The following is a 16,722-nucleotide window of genomic DNA, read 5'->3' as shown; positions in this document are numbered from 1 at the left end:
CACTCTCCTCTTTTCCGCTTCACGGAAGCTTAGATCCGCATAGCAGAATTTAGCCACGGGGTTCCGCTCCGTCAATGGTGCCTCCGCCGTCCTGGACAAACGACTCGGGGCCGTGCGGTGACAATCACCACACGGCCCCGGAGGCGGAGAGTACGCAGGTCAGCGAGTGACCCGGGGGTTAGCCCTTGCGCGCCTTGATCTCGCCGGTCAGCTGCGGGACGACCTCGAAGAGGTCGCCGACCACGCCGTAGTCGACCAGGTCGAAGATCGGGGCCTCGGCGTCCTTGTTGATGGCCACGATGGTCTTCGAGGTCTGCATGCCGGCGCGGTGCTGGATCGCGCCGGAGATGCCGGAGGCGATGTACAGCTGCGGGGAGACCGACTTGCCGGTCTGGCCGACCTGGTTGGAGTGCGGGTACCAGCCGGCGTCCACGGCGGCGCGGGAGGCGCCGACCGCCGCACCGAGGGAGTCCGCGAGGTCCTCGATGATGTGGAAGTTCTCCGCGCCGTTGACGCCACGGCCGCCGGAGACGACGATCGCGGCCTCGGTCAGCTCCGGACGGCCGGTCGACTCGCGCGGGGTGCGCGAGGTGACCTTGGTGCCGGTGGCCAGGGCGCCGAAGGTGACGGCGAGCGCCTCGACGGCGCCGGCGGCCGGAGCGGCCTCGACCGGGGCCGAGTTCGGCTTCACGGTGATGACCGGGGTGCCCTTGGAGACGCGGGACTTGGTGGTGAACGACGCGGCGAAGGCGGCCTGCGTCGCGACCGGACCCTCGTCACCGGCCTCCAGGTCGATGGCGTCCGTGATGATGCCCGAGCCGATGCGCACGGCGAGGCGGGCGGCGATCTCCTTGCCCTCGGCGGAGGACGGGACGAGCACGGCGGCCGGGGAGACGGCGTCGTACGCGGCCTGGAGCGCGTCCACCTTCGGTACGACGAGGTACTCGGTGAACTCGGGGGCGTCGGCGGTGAGGACCTTGACCGCACCGTGCTCGGCGAGCACGGCGGCGGTGGCCTCGGCACCGGCGCCGAGGGCGACGGCGACGGGCTCGCCGATGCGGCGGGCCAGCGTCAGCAGCTCGAGGGTGGGCTTGCGGACGGCGCCGTCCACGTGGTCGACGTAGACGAGAACTTCAGCCATGGGACTGCTCTCCTGCGATTGCGAAGTGTCTGGGGGCTACTAAGGGGGCTGAAGTTCTTAGATGAACTTCTGGCCGGCCAGGAACTCGGCCAGCTGCTTGCCGCCCTCGCCCTCGTCCTTGACGATCGTGCCGGCGGTGCGGGCCGGACGCTGCGCCGCGGAGTCGACCGCGGTCCAGGAGCCTTCGAGACCGACCTCTTCGGCCTCGATGTCCAGCTCGTCCAGGTCCCAGGACTCCACCGGCTTCTTCTTGGCGGCCATGATGCCCTTGAAGGACGGGTAGCGGGCCTCACCGGACTGGTCGGTCACGGAGACGACGGCGGGGAGGGAGGCCTCGAGCTGCTCGCTCGCGGAGTCACCGTCGCGACGGCCGGTCACGGTGCCGTCCTCGACCTTGACCTCGGAGAGCAGCGTGACCTGCGGGACGCCCAGGCGCTCGGCCAGGATCGCCGGGAGGACACCCATGGTGCCGTCCGTCGACGCCATGCCGGTGATGACCAGGTCGTAGCCGGCCTTCTCGATCGCCTTGGCGAGCACCAGGGAGGTGCCCATGACGTCGCTGCCGTGCAGGTCGTCGTCCTCGACGTGGATGGCCTTGTCGGCGCCCATCGACAGCGCCTTGCGCAGCGCGTCCTTGGCGTCCTCGGGGCCCACCGTCAGAACGGTGATCTCGGCGTCGTCCGCCTCGTCGGCGATCTGCAGCGCCTGCTCGACGGCGTACTCGTCGAGCTCCGACAGCAGGCCGTCGACGTCGTCGCGGTCCACGGTCAGGTCATCGGCGAAGTGCCGGTCACCGGTGGCGTCGGGCACGTACTTCACACAGACAACGATCCTCAGGCTCACGCCGACTCTCCTACCGCATCGTCTTTTACTGGTACCGCCTTGTGCAGGCAGCATAGGCGCCTTGTGGGGCGGATCCCGGTCGGGGCGGCCCGCGCTCCGAAGGGAATGTTACTCGTCAGTACACAACGGGTCCTCCCCGGAGGCAAGGCCACTGAACTGTGATCTGGCCAACGCCGCCCGAACCCACCCCAGCAGGGACGATTCAGTCGCGCAACGCGTTGAAGCGTCCCTGGTGGTACAGCAGCGGCCGGCCCTCGCCCGCCGGGTCCCCGGCCACCGCTTCCGCGATGATCACACGATGCTCACCGGCTGGCACCCTGGCCACCACCCGGCACACCAGCCACGCCAGCACCCCGTCGAGCAGCGGCACGCCGTGCGGCCCCGCGGCCCAGCCGGTGCCCGGGCCGAAGCGGTCCGCCCCGCTGCGCGCGAAGAGGCCGGCCAGCTCCCGCTGGTGCTCACCGAGTATGTGGACGCCGAGGTACTCGCAGTCCCGTACGGCGGGCCAGCTGGAGGAGCCGGTGCCGATGGTGAACGAGAGCAGCGGGGGTTCCGCCGAGACGGAGTTCAGCGAGGTCGCGGTGAATCCGGCGGGCCGGCCGCCGGACTCCGCGGTGATCACGGCGACACCGGCGGCGTGGCGGCGGAAGACCGAGCGCAGCAGCTCCGGCGATCCGGGCCGGGCCGGGCCGCCCCGGGGACCGGGGGACCCGTCGACGGCCCCGACGGGGGCCGCCCGGTCCGCACCGCCGGTGGCGTCGGATGCGGCGGAGGCGTCAGGGGCGAAAGGTGCGTACGAGGCCGTCGGGAGCGTCGGGGCCGTCATGGGAAGACTTCCTTCTGCCGCGGGGATCGCGGGCGCAGTCGAGGGATCGGGGGCCGGGGGCGTTCAGTGGTCCCGACAGCGCGCGCTCGCGTGGCGGACGAGGTCCACGTGGACCCGCCCGTGGAGCAGGAGTTCATACCGCATGTCGTCAGCCTGGCGATCTCACGTGTACACAGTCAAGCCGCGACGGTCAGATGTCAGGCGCGTCACGCTGCGTGCGGGCGCACGGACCGGCGCGCCCGTCATACCGCGGCCCCCAGGGCCGCGATCACGTCCGCCTTGCGCGGCATCCCCGCCGCACGCCGGACGATCCGCCCGGCGGAGTCCAGGACGAGCACGGTCGGGGTCTTCTCGATGCCGAGGGCCCGCACCAGGGGGAGGTTGCGCTCGGCGTCGATCTCGATGTGCGCGACCCCGTCGACCATGGCGGCGACCTCGGAGAGGATCCGCCGGGTGGCCCGGCAGGGCTGGCAGAAGGCGCTGGAGAACTGGACCAGACTCGCCCGCTCCCCCGGCTCCTCCCCCAGCTCGGCGGCGCCCAGCGGGCCCTGTCCGCCCGCGCCCCGACCACCCTGTTCGCGCCCCTGCACGCCCGCTCCCGTCCGCCCCGTCCGTATGTACGTACGCTGATCGCAGCACTCGTCCGTCGCCGCGCATTCCCCGCGTGACGAGAATCTCCCCGGGCGCGGGCGTCTGGGCTGGCCAGCGCGCCGCGTTTGGGGCACCATCCCCATGGTCGCGTACCTACGCTTCCGTAACTTCCGGCCGGGAGCACCTCCCCAGGCAGAAAGCGGGGTCTCCCCACCATGGCTGAGCTCGTCTACCCCCCAGTGATCGGCGCCGCGCACACCCTCTTCCGTGCGCTGGACATCCGCATCGACATGAAGGGCACCGAGAACATCCCGCGCAAGGGTGGGGCGGTCCTGGTGTCGAACCACATCGGGTACCTCGACTTCATCTTCGCGGGCCTGACCGCGCGGCCGCAGAAGCGCCTGGTCCGCTTCATGGCCAAGGAGTCGGTGTTCCGGCACAAGGTGTCCGGCCCCCTGATGCGCGCGATGAAGCACATCCCGGTGGACCGCAAGCAGGGTGAGGACGCCTACCAGCGCGCGCTGGACTCGCTGCGCTCCGGCGAGATCATCGGGGTGTTCCCGGAGGCGACGATCTCCCAGTCCTTCACCCTCAAGAGCTTCAAGTCCGGTGCCGCGCGCATGGCGCAGGAGGCCGGTGTCCCGCTGATCCCGGTCGCGCTGTGGGGTACCCAGCGGCTGTGGACCAAGGGCCGGCCCAAGGACCTCAAGCGCAGCCACATCCCGGTGACGATGCGCGTCGGCGAGCCCCTGGAGGCCCCGGCCGACCAGTACGCGGGCGCCATCACGCGCCGTCTGCGCGAGCGCGTGCAGGAGCTGCTGGACGCCGCGCAGGCCGCCTACCCGGCCAAGCCCAAGGGCCCCGAGGACTCCTGGTGGCTGCCCGCGCACCTCGGCGGCACGGCCCCGACGGCGGCGCAGGTCAAGGAAGCCGGCTGACCCACCTCCCGGCGGGGGCGGTCCACCGGGGCGCTCCGGCCGCGCACGCGCCGTCGGCCGGCTCACTCCCCGTGCCGATGTTCGAGCCCACCGGGCGCCCCCCGAGGATCCTTCCGCCCTTCACCCGTCCGGCGTAACGTCCTGATCACGCAGCACGTGACCGGGACGCGGAGGGGGTTCGCCGGTGGGCGGGTTCGGGCGGTATCTGGCAGCGGCACTCGCCGCTCGCTTCGCCTCCGAGGGCATGGGCATGGGTGTGGTGCTGCTGGCCCTGGAGCGGACGGGGAGCGCCGCGCACGGGGCGTTCGTACTGACGGCCTGGATGGCCCCGCACGTGCTGGCCGCGCCGCTGGCGGGCGCCGCCGCGGCGCGGGCGCGCCGGCCCCGGCTGTTCTACGCGGGCGCGCTGGCCGGTTTCACGGCCGCCGTGGCGGCCCTGGCTGCGCTGCTGGGCCGGGCCCCGGTGCCGGTGGTGATCGCGGTGGCGGTACTGGGCGGTTCCTGCGGGCCGGTGGTGACGGGCGGGCTGTCGAGCCTGGTGGCGGGGCTGGTCCCGCAGGGCCCGGGGCGCGACCGGGCGTACGGCTGGGACGCCTCCACGTACAACGCGGCCTCGGTCACGGCCCCGGCGGCGGTCGGCCTGGCCGGGGCGATGGTCTCGGCGGGGCCCGCGATGGGGGTGCTGGCGGTCTCCGCGGCACTGGCGGCGGCCCTGGCCGCGTCCCTGCCGTACGAGGGGCCGAACGGGAGCCCCCGGGGGGACGCGTACGAGGGCCCGGGCGCGGGCCCGCCGGGCAAGGCGCCCAGGGCCGGTCTGGGCGCGGGGCTGGCCACGCTGTGGCGGGTCCGGGAGCTGCGGGCGATCACCTCGGCGACGACACTGGCCTTCGTCGGTGTCGGGGCGCTGACCACCACCTCGGTGCTGCTGGCCCGCGGGCTCGGCCGGCCCGGCGCGGGCGGGGTGTTGATGACGGCCTTCGCGGTGGGTGCGCTGGCCGGGTCGCTGACGTTGGGCCGGCTGACGTCGGTGGCGCCGGGCCGGCTGGCCCGCTGGGCCATGGCGGGGACGGGGGCCGCTCTCGGGGTGGCGGCGTTCGCGCCGTCGGTCGCGCTGACGGCGGCCGCGTTCGCGGCGGCGGGGGTGTGCGACGGGCCGCTTCTGACGGCCACGCTGCGGATCCGCTCGGAGCACGCCCCGGGCGCGGTGCGGGCCCAGGTGTTCACCCTGGGGGCGGGGCTGAAGGTGACGGCGGCTTCGTCGGGTGCCGCCCTGGTCGGGCTGGCCGCCGGTGCGCCTCCGTGGACGCTGCTGCTCGGGATCGCCGTGCTGCAGCTCGCGGCCGCCGCACTGCACCTGCTGGTGTCGGCGCGCGGGCGGGTGGCACGGGTCCCGGCTACAGGGCGGCCGGCAGCTTCCGCCACAGCTCCTGCCGGTCGGCGGACTCCCGGAGGGCCTTGAGCGCGGCGGGGTGCGGGGCCGCGTGGAGCTCGGGGTAGTCGACCTCGCCGAGTTCCGGGCGCACGGGGAAGGCGAGCCGCTCGTGGTCGAGGGTGAACCGGGCGTCGACACCGGGCTTGTTGCCCCGGGGGTCGACGCGGGCCCAGCGTTCGCCGCCGGGCAGCCGCAGGGCCACCAGGCCGTGGACCACCGCACGGGAGCCGTCGTCGTCGGCGAGCAGCTGGTAGCAGAGGCCCGCGGGGATCCCCTGGGCGCGCAGCAGGGCGACGAGGGCGTGGGATTTGGCGTAGCAGATGCCGTTGCGCGTGCCCAGCACGTCGGAGGCGCGCCAGGAGACCCGCGTGTCCCCGGAGTCGGCGGAGTGCGGGATCGTGTCGCGGACGAATTCGAAGGCGGCTTCGGCGTATGAATATGCGTCGCCGGTGGCGATCCAGAGGACGTCGGCGGTTTCTTGCACCAGGGGATGCCAGTGGTCGATGGCTTCGTCGGACGCCAAATAGGCGTGGATATCCGGGTCCTGCTGGATGAGTTCCATGATCCGCAGCATAGGCATGCCTCCGACCGCAGATCAATAGATTTGCGGTCGGAGGCATACGTATTCAGTTTTGTGCGGGGAGGTGGCTACCGGGCCAGCTCCTCCTTGAGCGCCTGGAGGAAGCCGTCGACGTCCTCCTCCTGGGTGTCGAAGCCGCACATCCAGCGGACGTCACCGGCCGCCTCGTCCCAGAAGTAGAAGCGGTAGCGCTGCTGGAGCCGGCGCGTGACCTCGTGCGGGAGCCGCGCGAAGACGGCGTTGGCCTGCACCGGGTAGAGGATCTCCACCCCGTCGGTCTCGCGCACACCGGCCGCGAGCCGCTGCGCCATCGCGTTGCCGTGGCGGGCGTTGCGCAGCCACAGGTCCTTCGCGAGCAGCGCTTCCAGCTGCACCGAGACGAACCGCATCTTGGAGGCGAGCTGCATCGACATCTTGCGGATGTGCTTCATCTGCCGGACCGCGTCCGGGTTCAGCACCACCACGGCCTCGCCGAACATCATGCCGTTCTTCGTGCCGCCGTACGACAGCACGTCCACGCCGACCGCGTTGGTGAAGGTGCGCATCGGCACGTCGAGCGAGGCCGCGGCGTTGGCTATCCGGGCACCGTCGAGGTGCACCTTCATGCCGAGGCCGTGCGCGTGCTCGCAGATCGCCCTGATCTCGTCCGGGGTGTAGACCGTGCCGAGCTCGGTGTTCTGCGTGATCGAGACGACCTGGGGCATCGCCCGGTGCTCGTCCTCGAAGCCCCAGGCCTCCTGGTCGATCAGCTCCGGGGTGAGCTTGCCGTCCGGCGTCGGTACGGCGAGCAGCTTGATGCCCGCCATCCGCTCGGGCGCGCCGCCCTCGTCCACGTTGATGTGGGCGGTCTTGGCGCAGATCACCGCGCCCCAGCGGTCGGTCATGGCCTGGAGGGCCGTGACGTTGGCGCCGGTGCCGTTGAAGACCGGGAAGGCCTGCGCGGACGGCCCGAAGTGACTGCGGAAGATCTTCTGCAGGTGTTCGGTGTACTCGTCCTCGCCGTAGGAGACCTGGTGGCCACCGTTGGCGAGCGCGACGGCGGCGAGCACCTCGGGGTGCACGCCCGCGTAGTTGTCGCTGGCGAATCCGCGCACGGCCGGGTCGTGGTGACGCCGGGCGTCGGTCTTGCCGGTCTCGGTCCTCACGGTTGCGGGGTGAGCCACAGACGCTGTCCGTTCACTTCGGAGGCGGGCCGCTCCCACACGCCGGCGATGGCCTCGGCCAGCTCCTTGACGTCGGTGAAGCCCGCGAACTTCGCATTGGGACGCTCGGCGCGCATCGCGTCGTGCACCAGTGCCTTGATGACCAGGATCGCAGCCGCGGCGCTCGGACCGTCCTCGCCCCCGGCCTTGCGGAAGGAATCCGCCATGGCCAGGGTCCAGGCCTCGGCGGCCGCCTTGCCCGCGTTGTACGCGGCGTTGTTGGCGACCGGCTTGTGCGCGCCGGACTGGCTGATCAGCACGTAGCGTCCACGGTCGCTGCGCAGCAGGCCGTCGTGGAAGGCGAGCGAGGTGTGCTGGACGGTGCGGATGAGGAGCTTCTCCAGGAAGCCCCAGTCCGCGAGGTCCACGTCGGTGAAGGTCTTGCTGCCGCGCCAGCCGCCGACCAAGTGGACGACGCCGTCGATCCGGCCGAACTCCTTCTCCGTGCGCTCGGCCCAGGCCTTGGTGGCCTCCAGGTCGAGCAGGTCGACGGTGTCGCCGGTGACGGTCGCGCCGCCGTGGGCGTAGCGGGCCGCGTCGACGGCCTCCGCGAGCCGTGCCGCGTCCGCGTCGGCGGCGACCACGGTGGCGCCCGCCTCGGCCAGGCGGAGCAGGGTGGCGCGGCCGGCGGGGCCGGCGGCCCCGGCCACCGCCACCACCGCTCCACGGAGCGCGCCGTTGCCGTTCCCGGAGCCGTTCATCTGTGCAGCCTCCTGAGGGCGAGTGCTCACGCGTCGGCCCGCTCGGCCGTTGCGGCGTTCAGGGCGGTGATGCCCTTGGTCGAGGCGATCACACCCTTGAGCTTCTTGGCGAGGGCCTCATAGAACATGCTGAGCGGAAACTCGTCCGCGAGCACGTCGTCGACGAGCTTGCGCGGCGGCTGCGTCAGGTCGAGGGCGTCGGGACCCTTGGCCCACTTGGAGCCCGGGTGCGGGGCGAGGTAGGTGGAGACGAGCTCGTACGCCTTGAACCAGTGGACGAGCTTCGGGCGGTCGATGCCGGCCCGGTAGAGGTCCTCGATCTCGGCGCACAGCTGGTTGGTGACCTGCGGGGCCCGCATCCAGTCGATCTTCAGCTTGTTGTCCGTCCAGCGCACGACGTCGTGCTTGTGGAGGTACGCGAAGAGCAGCTGGCCGCCGAGGCCGTCGTAGTTGCGGTTGCGGTCGCCCGAGACCGGGAAGCGGAACATCCGGTCGAAGAGGACGGCGTACTGGACGTCACGGCCGTGCTCGTTGCCCTCGGACTCCAGCTTCACGGCCTCCTTGAAGGCGGTGAGGTCGCAGCGCAGCTCTTCCAGGCCGTACATCCAGAACGGCTGGCGCTGCTTGATCATGAAGGGGTCGAACGGCAGGTCGCCGTGGCTGTGCGTGCGGTCGTGGACCATGTCCCACAGGACGAAGGCCTTCTCGCAGCGCTCCTGGTCCTCGACCATGCGGGCGATGTCCTCGGGCAGCTCGATGCCGAGGATGTCGACGGCGGCCTCGGTCACCTTGCGGTAGCGGGCGGCCTCGCGGTCGCAGAAGATGCCGCCCCAGGTGAAGCGCTCGGGGGCCTCGCGGACGGCGATGGTCTCCGGGAAGAGCACGGCGGAGTGGGTGTCGTAGCCCGGGGTGAAGTCCTCGAAGGTGATGCCGAGGAACAGCGGGTTGTCGTACCGGGTGCGCTCCAGCTCGGAGAGCCACTCGGGCCACACCATCTTCAGGACGACGGCCTCGAAGTTGCGGTCGAGGTTGCCGTTCTGCGTGTACATGGGGAAGACGACGAGGTGCTGGAGCCCGTCGGCGCGCTCAGCGGCCGGGTGGAAGGCCAGCAGGGAGTCCAGGAAGTCCGGCACCCTGAAGCCGTCCGCGACCCACTTGCGCAGGTCGGCGACGAGCGCACGGTGGTACACGGCGGCGTGCGGCAGCAGCGGGGACAGCGTCTCCACGGCGTCGACGGCCCGCTCCACGGCGGACTCGACGTCGACCGGGGCGGGGGCTCCGGCCGCCTCGAAGTCGATCGAACCGTCCTTGGACTGCCAGGGGCGGATCTCCTCCACGGCGGCCTTGAGCGCGAGCCACGCAGGGTGGTCGACCACCCGCGTCCCAGCGGTTATCACGGCACCGCCGGCACCCGGCACAAGAGTTTCCGTCATGTCACTTCCTCCACAGGAGAACCTCACGTCAAGACAGCGTATGCATGCGTGGCTCTCCCACTCAAGAGGGAATGCGGGAAATTATCCTGCCCGACCCCCTTCTCCACCGAAATTCTTCCCGTCCGTATGGGTGGAGGCCACCACTCCGCCTAGACGCTCCAAGACTCGAAGGGGTATCCGGGGTGCCTGGAGCGCCGTCGGTGGAATACCTCACACACCGCTGACAGAGGGACCCCGAGCGCCCGTTTTGCCCGTGAAGTGCGGGATCACCTTCTCCCCCCACTGCCGAATGGTCTCCAGGCAGGCCTCCTGCGGCACCGTGCCCATCTGGATCAGGCACATCACCTCGTCGGCGCCCGCCCGCCGCAGGCGCTCCACGTACGCGATGGCCTCCTCCGCGCTCCCATAGGCGTGATCGGCGTTGAAGGTGGCGGTGGCGGTGGGCCGGACCGGGATGTCCAGCTCGTGCAGCCGGGCCACGACCTGCTCGGCGGCCCCGCGCATCCGGGCCTCCTCGTCACCCCTCTCCTCCACCGCCTCGTCCGGGACGCCGGCTCCCCCGTACCAGTGGCCGATGGACTGCGCGAAGAAGCGCTGGCCCCGCACCCCGATCCGCCGGGCCTCCTCGGGATCGTCGAGCACGATCGTCGGGCAGAGCACGGAGAAGTGGTCGTTGACGACCGTCGAGACGAACGCGCCGCCGTCCCGGGCCTCGCGCGCCCCGTCGTACACGGCCCGCATCCCCGCGACCGCCTCCGGCCCGGCGAAGCCCATCACCAGCACCCCGACCCCCAGCTCGGCGGCCCGCACCAGGGTCTCGCCCCGGCTGCACGCGAGGAAGAGCGGCGGGTGCGGCCTCTGGGCCGGGCGCGGCAGGATCGGGTGCGGGTCGATGTCCACGAGCGGGCCGTGGTACTCCAGCTCGTCCTCCTGCCAGGCCTTGCCGATGATCCGCAGCGCCTCCTCCACCTCGGCGGTGGTGCGCAGCGGGTCGACCCCGCAGAGCGAGGTCTCCTGCGCGGTGCCACCGCGCCCGGCGCCCAGGTCGAGGCGGCCGCCGGAGAGCAGGTCGAGCATGGCGGCGCGCTCGGCGACCCGGACCGGATGGTTGAAGTTGAAGGGCATGCACACGACGCCGTGCCCGATGCGTATGGTGTGCGTCCGGGCCGCGACGTAGCTCAGGAAGACCTCCGGGGCGGACAGGTGGGAGTACCACTTCAAGGAGTGGTGTTCCACGGCCCAGATCCGGTCGAATCCCATGCGTTCGGCGAGCACCGCCTGCTCGACGCAGTCGCGGATCACCTGGTGCTCCCGTTCCACGGTCGGGTCGGCGAGCTGAGCTTCGAAGATGACGGAGAAAATCACGGTGCCTCCAGGATCGCGTCCACTGCCCGGACTCACTTCTATTCGAAATATGACTAGTAGTCAGACCTCGAACAAGCAAGAGCTCCCGCCGACCGCGTGGGCCGTCCTCGGCCTGCTGTCGTTCCCCGGGGAGCGCACCGGGTACGAACTGAAGAAGTGGGCGGACTCCTCCCTGCGCTTCTTCTACTGGTCTCCGGCCATCAGCCAGATCTACGCGGAACTGCGGCGGCTGGAGGAGCTCGGCTACGCGGCCTCCGTGCGCTCGGGACCCGAGGAGGTCCGCGCCAAGCGCCGCTACGCCATCACCGACGCGGGGCGCGCCGCCCTGGCCGGCTGGGCCTCGGACACGGCCGAGGCGGGCCCGCCGGTGCTCAAGCACGGGCTGCTGCTGCGCGTCTGGCTCGGGCACCTGTCGGAGCCGGAGCGGCTGCGCGCGATGGTGGAGGAGCACATGGACCGGACGCTGGCCGAGCTGGCCGCCGTACGGGAGGCCATGGCGCACGCGACGGAGGTCCCGGAGTGGGCCTTCCCCGCGCTGGCCCTGCGCTGGAGCGAGCGCCAGCACCTGGCCGAACTGGAACTCGCCGAGGCCCTGCTGGCGGACCTCGCGCAGGCCGGGCCCGCCGACCCGGCCGCCGGGGCCCTCGCGGACCCCGGCCGTCAAGCCGACGGGGACTCGCCCACGCCCGGGTGACGCGGCAGGGGCTCCCCGGCGCCGCCCGGCGCGCACGGCCCTGTCGGGAAGCGGCCGGGGGGCTTCCGCGAGGCCTTGCACGGCCGGTCCCCTCGTGACCGCGGCGCACTAGCATGCGACCTCACCGCGCGCGCGGCCGGAAGGGACACCGCGAACGCGCGCCGAGCCGCCGTCGACGGAAGCGAGAGAACCTTGACTTTCCTCACCATCGGTCACCGCGGGGTCATGGGCGTCGAACCGGAGAACACCGTGCGGTCGTTCGTCCGCGCGGAACGCTGCGGGATGGACGTGATCGCGCTGGACGTCCGTCTCAGCAAGGACGGCGCCCTCGTCGTCCTGCACGACGCCGAGGTCGACCGCACCACCGACGGCGCGGGCGCCGTCGCCGACCTGACCCTGGCCGAACTGCGCGGACTGGACGCCGGCGACGGCGAACGCGTACCGCTCCTGGACGAGGTGCTCGACGCCGTGCGGCCCCCGCTCCTGGTGGCGGTGCACGACCGGGGCGCCGCCCGGGCGCTCGCGGAGCTGGTCGTGCGCCGGGACCTGACCTCACGGGTGGAGGTGGCCTCCGGTGACGGCGGCCTCCTCACCTCCGTCGCCGACCGGGCCCCGGGCGTCCGCACCGTCCTGCGGGTCGCCGGGCACCGGGAGGACGTCGTGGACCTGGGCCGGGCGGCGGGGGCACGGACCCTCGCGCTCGACATCCGCCGGATCTCCCTGGAGACGGTGGAGGCGGCGCACGCGGCCGGACTGCGGGTGACGGGCTGGACGGTCAACACGCTGGACCAGCTGCGGCTGGCGCGGGCCCTGCAACTGGACGGCGCCGCCACCGACTTCCCGGAGATCCGCAGCACGGGCCGCTTCACGGCGTGAGCGGCCGGAATCGCCGGAACGCCGGAACCTCCGGAGCGGTCCCGGCAGCGGTCCTCAGAGGGCCTTGACGAGCAGCTCGAAGGCCAGGTCGTCGCGGAGCGGCACGCCGAAGCGCTCGTCACCGTAGGGGAAGGGGCTCAGTTCGCCGGTGCGCTCGTAGCCGCGGCGCACGTAGTAGGCGATGAGCTCCTCCCGTACGTTGACCACCGTCATCCGCATCTCCTTGGCGTCCCACGTCTCGCGGGCGCGGCGCTCGGCCTCCGCCATGATCTCCTTGCCTAGGCCGCCGCCCTGGAGCCCGGGGCGGACGGCGAACATGCCGAAGTAGACGTGGTCACCACGGTGTTCGAGCTGGCAGCAGGCGATCAGCTCGCCGGCCCGCTCGACGACGAGGAGGACGGCGTCCGCGTTGGCGATGACCGCGCGGACTCCGTCGGGGTCGGTGCGCTGCCCGTCGAGGAAGTCGGCCTCGGTGGTCCAGCCGGCCCGGCTCGCGTCCCCCCGGTAGGCGGACTCGACGAGAGCCACCAGCTCCGGTACGTCGGCGTCCACGGCGCCGCGGAAACTCAGGGCTGCGGAGGGGGCGGTCGGCATCGGGAGGGCTCCGTTCGGTGCGGCGGCGCGCACGGGCGCGCCGGGTGCGGCAGGGAGAGCCTAACGCGGGGCCCCGTGAGCGCTGCGTGAGAGGGCCGCCGGGCGGGCATCCCTTCCGGTGACGCCGACGAACCGGGAGGTTCCGCCGTGCACGGTCCCGCGATGCCCCTCTCCCCCTTCTCCGCCTCCGCCGTCTCCGCCTGGCTGCTGGTCCTGCTGTGCGCCGTGAGCGGTACGTACTGTCTGCTGCGGGCGCGCAGAGCGGAGCGACGGGCGCGCGGGGCGGCGGGGGGCGAGGCGGTGATGGGCCTGGGGATGGCGGTGATGGCCGTGCCGGTGGGGACGGGATCCTGGGGGCCGCCGGTCCTGCTGGCGGTCTTCTGCGCGGCCTCGGTCCACGCCCTGTGGCTGCTGCGCGACGGGGTGCACCACGCGCACCACCTGGTCGGCTCGCTCGCGATGGCCTACATGGCGCTGACGCTCGGCGGCGGGCCTGAGCACGGGCACGTCCGGGCGGGGCTGCCATCGGTGACGGGTGCGCTCCTCGTCTACTACGCCGGGTACGTGCTGCTCGGCGGGGCGCGGCTGGTGACGGCGGGCGCCGGCGCCCTGCCCGCCGCGGCGGGGGCGGGGAGCGCGGCGGGGGCGGGGGCCGGGATCCGCGCGGCCGGGGGAAGCGGGGCGGACACGGAAAGCGGGGTGGACGCGGAAAGCGGCGTGGACGACCTCGCGCGGGCCTGCCGACTCGCCATGGGGACGGGGATGTTGGCGATGCTGCTGACCATGTGAGGCCCCGCCGGACCGGGAGCCGAACGTGTCCTGCGTCACCAATGTCCCGGGAGCGTACCCGCGGGAAGTGCGCCACTCATAGGCTGGCGGACATGATGGTCCCCGCCGCCCTTCTGCTGCTCGGCGCTCTGACCGCGTTCCTCGCGCCCCGCCTGCTGGCCCGGGCCCGATGGCCCGAGCGTGAACCCGTCGTCGCGCTGTGGGCGTGGCAGTGCGTGGTGGGTGCCACCCTGTTGTGCCTGGCGCTGTCCATGCTGCTCAGCGCGGCCGCCGCCTGGCAGGCGGTGCGCGGCCGGCTCTTCGCGGCGGCGCCCCACGGGGTGGTCGACGCGTACGGGCTGGGGGCCGGAGGCGGACGGTGGGCCACCGGGACGGCCCTCGCACTGGCCTGCGGAGGGCTGTGGACCGGGGCGATGCTGACCCGGGAGGTGCTGCGGGCACGGGCCCGGCGGCGCACGAGCGGGGCCGAACTGGAGCTGCGCGCCCCGCTGTTGCCCGGCGAGGACCCCGCGGGGACGAAGCTGGTGGTCTTGGAGGGCCCGCGTCCGGAAGCCTGGTGGCAGCCGGGAGCCGCTCCCCGGCTGGTGGTGACCACCGCGGCGCTGGGCCGGCTCAAGGGCAGCCAGCTGGACGCGGTGCTCGCGCACGAGCAGGGCCACGTGACGGCGCGGCACGACTGGCTGCTGCACTGCTCGCGGGCGCTGTCCCAGGGGTTCCCCCAGGTGCCGGTGTTCGCGGCGTTCGAGGCGGAGATGCACCGGCTGGTGGAGCTGGCCGCCGACGACATGGCCTCGCGGCGTTACGGGCGGCTGACGGTGGCCCTGGCGCTGGTCGGGCTGAACGAGGACCGGGGCGTCTTCGGCCCCTGCCCGACGCAGGCCCACGTACCGCAGCGGGTGCGCCGGCTGCTGACCCCCGCACCCCGTCTCTCCGCGGGCCGCAGGCTGCGGCTGACGGCCCTGGCCACCCTGGCGCCCGCGGTGCCGCTGCTGGTGGCCTTCGTACCGGGGCTCAGCGCGCTGGCGTAGGACGGCGCCCGGGGCGGGCCGGGTCAGACCTGCTCGGTGGGGCGCACCAGCAGCTCGGCCACCGCCACGTGCCGGGGGCGGGTGACGACGTAGCCGATCGTGTCGGCGACGTCCCGGGCCTGGAGCCGTTCGATCGCGCCGAACCGGCGCGTGAGCGCCTCCTGGACCTCGGGGCTGTTGTGGTCGCGCAGCTCGGTGTCCACGCTGCCCGGCTCCACCACGGACACCCGGACGTGCCGGCCGGCGGTCTCCTGGCGCAGGGCCTCGCTGAAGGCGACGACCCCGTACTTGGTGGCGCAGTAGGCGCTGCTGCCGGCGAAGGCGACGCGGCCGGCGACCGAGGAGACGTTGACGACGTCGGCGACCCGCCGGGAGCCCTCGGCGGCGGCCGCGGCCAGGTGGGGCAGGGCCGCGTGGGTGGTGTTCATCAGTCCGGTCAGGTTGATGTCGATCATGCGCCGCCACTCGTCGGTCGTGGCGGCGGCGGCCGGCCCGAGGATCATCAGGCCCGCGTTGTTGACGAGGGTGTCGAGCCGGCCCAGTTCCGTGACCGTCCGCTCGACGGCCTCGCGCACCTGGGCCTCGAACGCCATGTCGGCGGCGATGACGAGCGCGGTCCCCCCGGCGGCGCGCAGGCGCGCGGAGAGTTCGTCCAGCCGGTCGGCGCGCCGGGCGACGAGCGCCACGGCCGCGCCGTGGGCCGTCAGGACCTCGGCCGTGGCGGCGCCGATGCCGCTGGAGGCGCCCGTGACCAGGGCGACCGTTCCTTCGAGTACCGCGTCCACGTCGCTTTCCTCCTCCGGCTCGGCAGAGCGCTCCACCTGGCCAGAATGCGCCCGTGCGCGGTCGCCCGCCCGGCGGCGGTGGCACGGCGGCATGGAAGGAAGGGTTCCGCTGGAGCCGTGGTGGAGGACGGCCGGAGCGCGGAGAGGAGGGAACGCAAGGAAGGGGGGAAGGGGTGCCTGCCCGGGGTGATCCCCCGCGTCACCCCGGGCAGACGGTCCCGCGCGCTGAGTATATTGGCTCGGAGCCAGTCAACGCAGGAGTAAGCATGTCCCCGCGCAGCGCATCGGTCAATGAAGAATTGCGCAGACGTTCCCGGGAGCGGCTGCTGCAGGCGACGGTCGAACTGGTCGCCGAGCGCGGCTACGAGGCGACCAAGCTCGGCGACATCGCCGACCGGGCGGGCGCGGCCCGCGGCCTGGTCTCGTACTACTTCCCCGGCAAGCGGCAGCTGCTGCAGTCGGCCGTGCACCGGCTGATGCACCTGACGCTGGAGGCGGGGCTGGAGCGCGAGCCGCGCAGCGACGACGGCCGCGAGCGGCTCGCCCGTGCCGTCGACGCGATCCTGGGGCTGGCCCGCGACCAGCCGCGGCTGATGCGGACGCACATGGCGGGGATCCTCCAGGCGGACGGGTTCATCCAGTGCCCCGAGCAGCAGCGGCTCGCGGCGCTGCTGCGCGACACCGTGGTCCGGTACGGCTCGCAGGACGTGGACACGGACTATCCGCTGCTGCGGGCGCTGCTGATGGGGGCGGTGGTGGCGGTGCTGCTGCCGGGGGCGCCGATGCCCGCGTCCCGGCTGCGGGCGGAGCTGTTCCAGCGGTACGGGCTGGACTGGGAGCTGGGCGTTCCGCCGGACGGCGGACCGCCCGGCGGAACGTTCTCCCGGTAGTTCCGGGCGGGGCC

Annotated in this window: 18 protein-coding genes; 7 read left to right on the top strand and 11 right to left on the bottom strand. The window is 72.8% G+C overall.

What is annotated here, in order from left to right:
- Nucleotides 1–178: 178 nt before the first annotated feature.
- The 4 genes from ACZ5D2_RS14195 to ACZ5D2_RS14180 all read right to left on the bottom strand — a co-directional run bounded on the left by ACZ5D2_RS14195 (nt 179) and on the right by ACZ5D2_RS14180 (nt 3,400).
- Complete coding sequence (locus ACZ5D2_RS14195; protein ID WP_266837143.1) at nt 179–1,141, bottom strand: electron transfer flavoprotein subunit alpha/FixB family protein; 963 nt, start codon at nt 1,139–1,141, stop codon at nt 179–181.
- A 57-nt stretch (nt 1,142–1,198) separates the two neighbouring features.
- Nucleotides 1,199–1,984, bottom strand: a complete 786-nt coding sequence (locus ACZ5D2_RS14190) for an electron transfer flavoprotein subunit beta/FixA family protein (protein ID WP_030232828.1) — start codon at nt 1,982–1,984, stop codon at nt 1,199–1,201.
- Nucleotides 1,985–2,186: 202 nt separating this feature from the next.
- On the bottom strand, nt 2,187–2,810 hold the full coding sequence (locus ACZ5D2_RS14185) for a flavin reductase family protein (RefSeq protein WP_468929184.1): 624 nt from the start codon (nt 2,808–2,810) through the stop codon (nt 2,187–2,189).
- Nucleotides 2,811–3,052: 242 nt separating this feature from the next.
- Nucleotides 3,053–3,400: a thioredoxin family protein gene (locus tag ACZ5D2_RS14180; RefSeq protein WP_371680022.1), complete on the bottom strand. Its 348-nt coding sequence runs from the start codon at nt 3,398–3,400 to the stop codon at nt 3,053–3,055.
- 216 nt (nt 3,401–3,616) lie between these two features.
- Between ACZ5D2_RS14180 and ACZ5D2_RS14175 the strand changes: the two genes are divergently transcribed.
- Together ACZ5D2_RS14175 and ACZ5D2_RS14170 are read left to right on the top strand one after the other, a co-directional pair.
- Complete coding sequence (locus ACZ5D2_RS14175) at nt 3,617–4,339, top strand: lysophospholipid acyltransferase family protein (RefSeq protein ID WP_371680021.1); 723 nt, start codon at nt 3,617–3,619, stop codon at nt 4,337–4,339.
- A 184-nt stretch (nt 4,340–4,523) separates the two neighbouring features.
- Entirely contained in the window at nt 4,524–5,798 is a 1,275-nt protein-coding gene (locus ACZ5D2_RS14170) for an MFS transporter (RefSeq protein ID WP_468929180.1), read from the top strand.
- Here ACZ5D2_RS14170 and ACZ5D2_RS14165 read toward each other — a convergent pair.
- The 5 genes from ACZ5D2_RS14165 to ACZ5D2_RS14145 form a co-directional block, all read right to left on the bottom strand.
- Complete coding sequence (locus ACZ5D2_RS14165) at nt 5,734–6,333, bottom strand: transglutaminase-like domain-containing protein (RefSeq protein WP_371680019.1); 600 nt, start codon at nt 6,331–6,333, stop codon at nt 5,734–5,736. The two genes, ACZ5D2_RS14170 and ACZ5D2_RS14165, sit on opposite strands and share 65 nt — an antisense overlap.
- Nucleotides 6,334–6,419: 86 nt before the next feature.
- Nucleotides 6,420–7,514 (bottom strand): threonine aldolase family protein, encoded by a 1,095-nt coding sequence (locus tag ACZ5D2_RS14160; protein WP_371680018.1) that lies wholly within the window; start codon nt 7,512–7,514, stop codon nt 6,420–6,422.
- The gene (locus ACZ5D2_RS14155; RefSeq protein WP_371680017.1) at nt 7,493–8,254 is read right to left on the bottom strand and encodes an SDR family NAD(P)-dependent oxidoreductase; all 762 of its coding nucleotides are present in this window, start codon (nt 8,252–8,254) and stop codon (nt 7,493–7,495) included. Before ACZ5D2_RS14155 ends, ACZ5D2_RS14160 begins: the two co-directional genes overlap by 22 nt.
- 26 nt (nt 8,255–8,280) lie before the next feature.
- Nucleotides 8,281–9,687: a DUF6421 family protein gene (locus ACZ5D2_RS14150; protein WP_468929175.1), complete on the bottom strand. Its 1,407-nt coding sequence runs from the start codon at nt 9,685–9,687 to the stop codon at nt 8,281–8,283.
- 210 nt (nt 9,688–9,897) lie between these two features.
- On the bottom strand, nt 9,898–11,052 hold the full coding sequence (locus ACZ5D2_RS14145; protein WP_468929172.1) for an LLM class flavin-dependent oxidoreductase: 1,155 nt from the start codon (nt 11,050–11,052) through the stop codon (nt 9,898–9,900).
- 49 nt (nt 11,053–11,101) lie between these two features.
- Between ACZ5D2_RS14145 and ACZ5D2_RS14140 the strand changes: the two genes are divergently transcribed.
- Both ACZ5D2_RS14140 and ACZ5D2_RS14135 read left to right on the top strand, forming a co-directional pair.
- Entirely contained in the window at nt 11,102–11,746 is a 645-nt protein-coding gene (locus ACZ5D2_RS14140) for a PadR family transcriptional regulator (RefSeq protein WP_371680014.1), read from the top strand.
- A 192-nt stretch (nt 11,747–11,938) separates the two neighbouring features.
- Nucleotides 11,939–12,622 carry a glycerophosphodiester phosphodiesterase gene (locus ACZ5D2_RS14135; RefSeq protein WP_468929168.1) on the top strand — a complete coding sequence of 228 codons (684 nt, stop codon included), beginning with the start codon at nt 11,939–11,941 and terminating at the stop codon, nt 12,620–12,622.
- A gap of 54 nt (nt 12,623–12,676) precedes the next feature.
- On the opposite strand, the gene ACZ5D2_RS14130 is transcribed toward ACZ5D2_RS14135, so the two are convergent.
- Complete coding sequence (locus tag ACZ5D2_RS14130; protein WP_371680011.1) at nt 12,677–13,216, bottom strand: GNAT family N-acetyltransferase; 540 nt, start codon at nt 13,214–13,216, stop codon at nt 12,677–12,679.
- Between the two features lie 162 nt (nt 13,217–13,378).
- On the opposite strand from ACZ5D2_RS14130, the gene ACZ5D2_RS14125 reads away from it, so the two are divergent.
- Together ACZ5D2_RS14125 and ACZ5D2_RS14120 are read left to right on the top strand one after the other, a co-directional pair.
- Nucleotides 13,379–14,005, top strand: coding sequence for a DUF5134 domain-containing protein (locus ACZ5D2_RS14125; RefSeq protein WP_371680010.1), 627 nt, complete (start codon nt 13,379–13,381; stop codon nt 14,003–14,005).
- Between the two features lie 92 nt (nt 14,006–14,097).
- The gene (locus tag ACZ5D2_RS14120) at nt 14,098–15,033 is read left to right on the top strand and encodes a M56 family metallopeptidase (protein WP_371680009.1); all 936 of its coding nucleotides are present in this window, start codon (nt 14,098–14,100) and stop codon (nt 15,031–15,033) included.
- A gap of 23 nt (nt 15,034–15,056) precedes the next feature.
- On the opposite strand, the gene ACZ5D2_RS14115 is transcribed toward ACZ5D2_RS14120, so the two are convergent.
- Nucleotides 15,057–15,854 (bottom strand): SDR family NAD(P)-dependent oxidoreductase, encoded by a 798-nt coding sequence (locus ACZ5D2_RS14115; RefSeq protein WP_371680008.1) that lies wholly within the window; start codon nt 15,852–15,854, stop codon nt 15,057–15,059.
- Between the two features lie 230 nt (nt 15,855–16,084).
- On the opposite strand from ACZ5D2_RS14115, the gene ACZ5D2_RS14110 reads away from it, so the two are divergent.
- Nucleotides 16,085–16,708 carry a TetR/AcrR family transcriptional regulator gene (locus ACZ5D2_RS14110; protein WP_371680007.1) on the top strand — a complete coding sequence of 208 codons (624 nt, stop codon included), beginning with the start codon at nt 16,085–16,087 and terminating at the stop codon, nt 16,706–16,708.
- The last annotated feature ends 14 nt before the right edge of the window (nt 16,709–16,722 follow it).

Source organism: Streptomyces sp. NPDC031479, assembly GCF_055581065.1.
The sequence above is the reverse complement of the archived record's forward strand: the minus strand, read 5'-3'. Positions and strand labels throughout refer to the sequence as shown.

Coding starts and splice junctions, on each gene's coding strand:
- ACZ5D2_RS14185 (WP_468929184.1), bottom strand. CDS start 2,810: ATGACGGCCCCGACGCTCCCGACGGCCTCGTACGCACCTTTCGCCCCT.
- ACZ5D2_RS14195 (WP_266837143.1), bottom strand. CDS start 1,141: ATGGCTGAAGTTCTCGTCTACGTCGACCACGTGGACGGCGCCGTCCGC.
- ACZ5D2_RS14150 (WP_468929175.1), bottom strand. CDS start 9,687: ATGACGGAAACTCTTGTGCCGGGTGCCGGCGGTGCCGTGATAACCGCT.
- ACZ5D2_RS14120 (WP_371680009.1), top strand. CDS start 14,098: ATGATGGTCCCCGCCGCCCTTCTGCTGCTCGGCGCTCTGACCGCGTTC.
- ACZ5D2_RS14140 (WP_371680014.1), top strand. CDS start 11,102: ATGACTAGTAGTCAGACCTCGAACAAGCAAGAGCTCCCGCCGACCGCG.
- ACZ5D2_RS14155 (WP_371680017.1), bottom strand. CDS start 8,254: ATGAACGGCTCCGGGAACGGCAACGGCGCGCTCCGTGGAGCGGTGGTG.
- ACZ5D2_RS14125 (WP_371680010.1), top strand. CDS start 13,379: ATGCCCCTCTCCCCCTTCTCCGCCTCCGCCGTCTCCGCCTGGCTGCTG.
- ACZ5D2_RS14110 (WP_371680007.1), top strand. CDS start 16,085: ATGTCCCCGCGCAGCGCATCGGTCAATGAAGAATTGCGCAGACGTTCC.
- ACZ5D2_RS14165 (WP_371680019.1), bottom strand. CDS start 6,333: ATGGAACTCATCCAGCAGGACCCGGATATCCACGCCTATTTGGCGTCC.
- ACZ5D2_RS14175 (WP_371680021.1), top strand. CDS start 3,617: ATGGCTGAGCTCGTCTACCCCCCAGTGATCGGCGCCGCGCACACCCTC.
- ACZ5D2_RS14130 (WP_371680011.1), bottom strand. CDS start 13,216: ATGCCGACCGCCCCCTCCGCAGCCCTGAGTTTCCGCGGCGCCGTGGAC.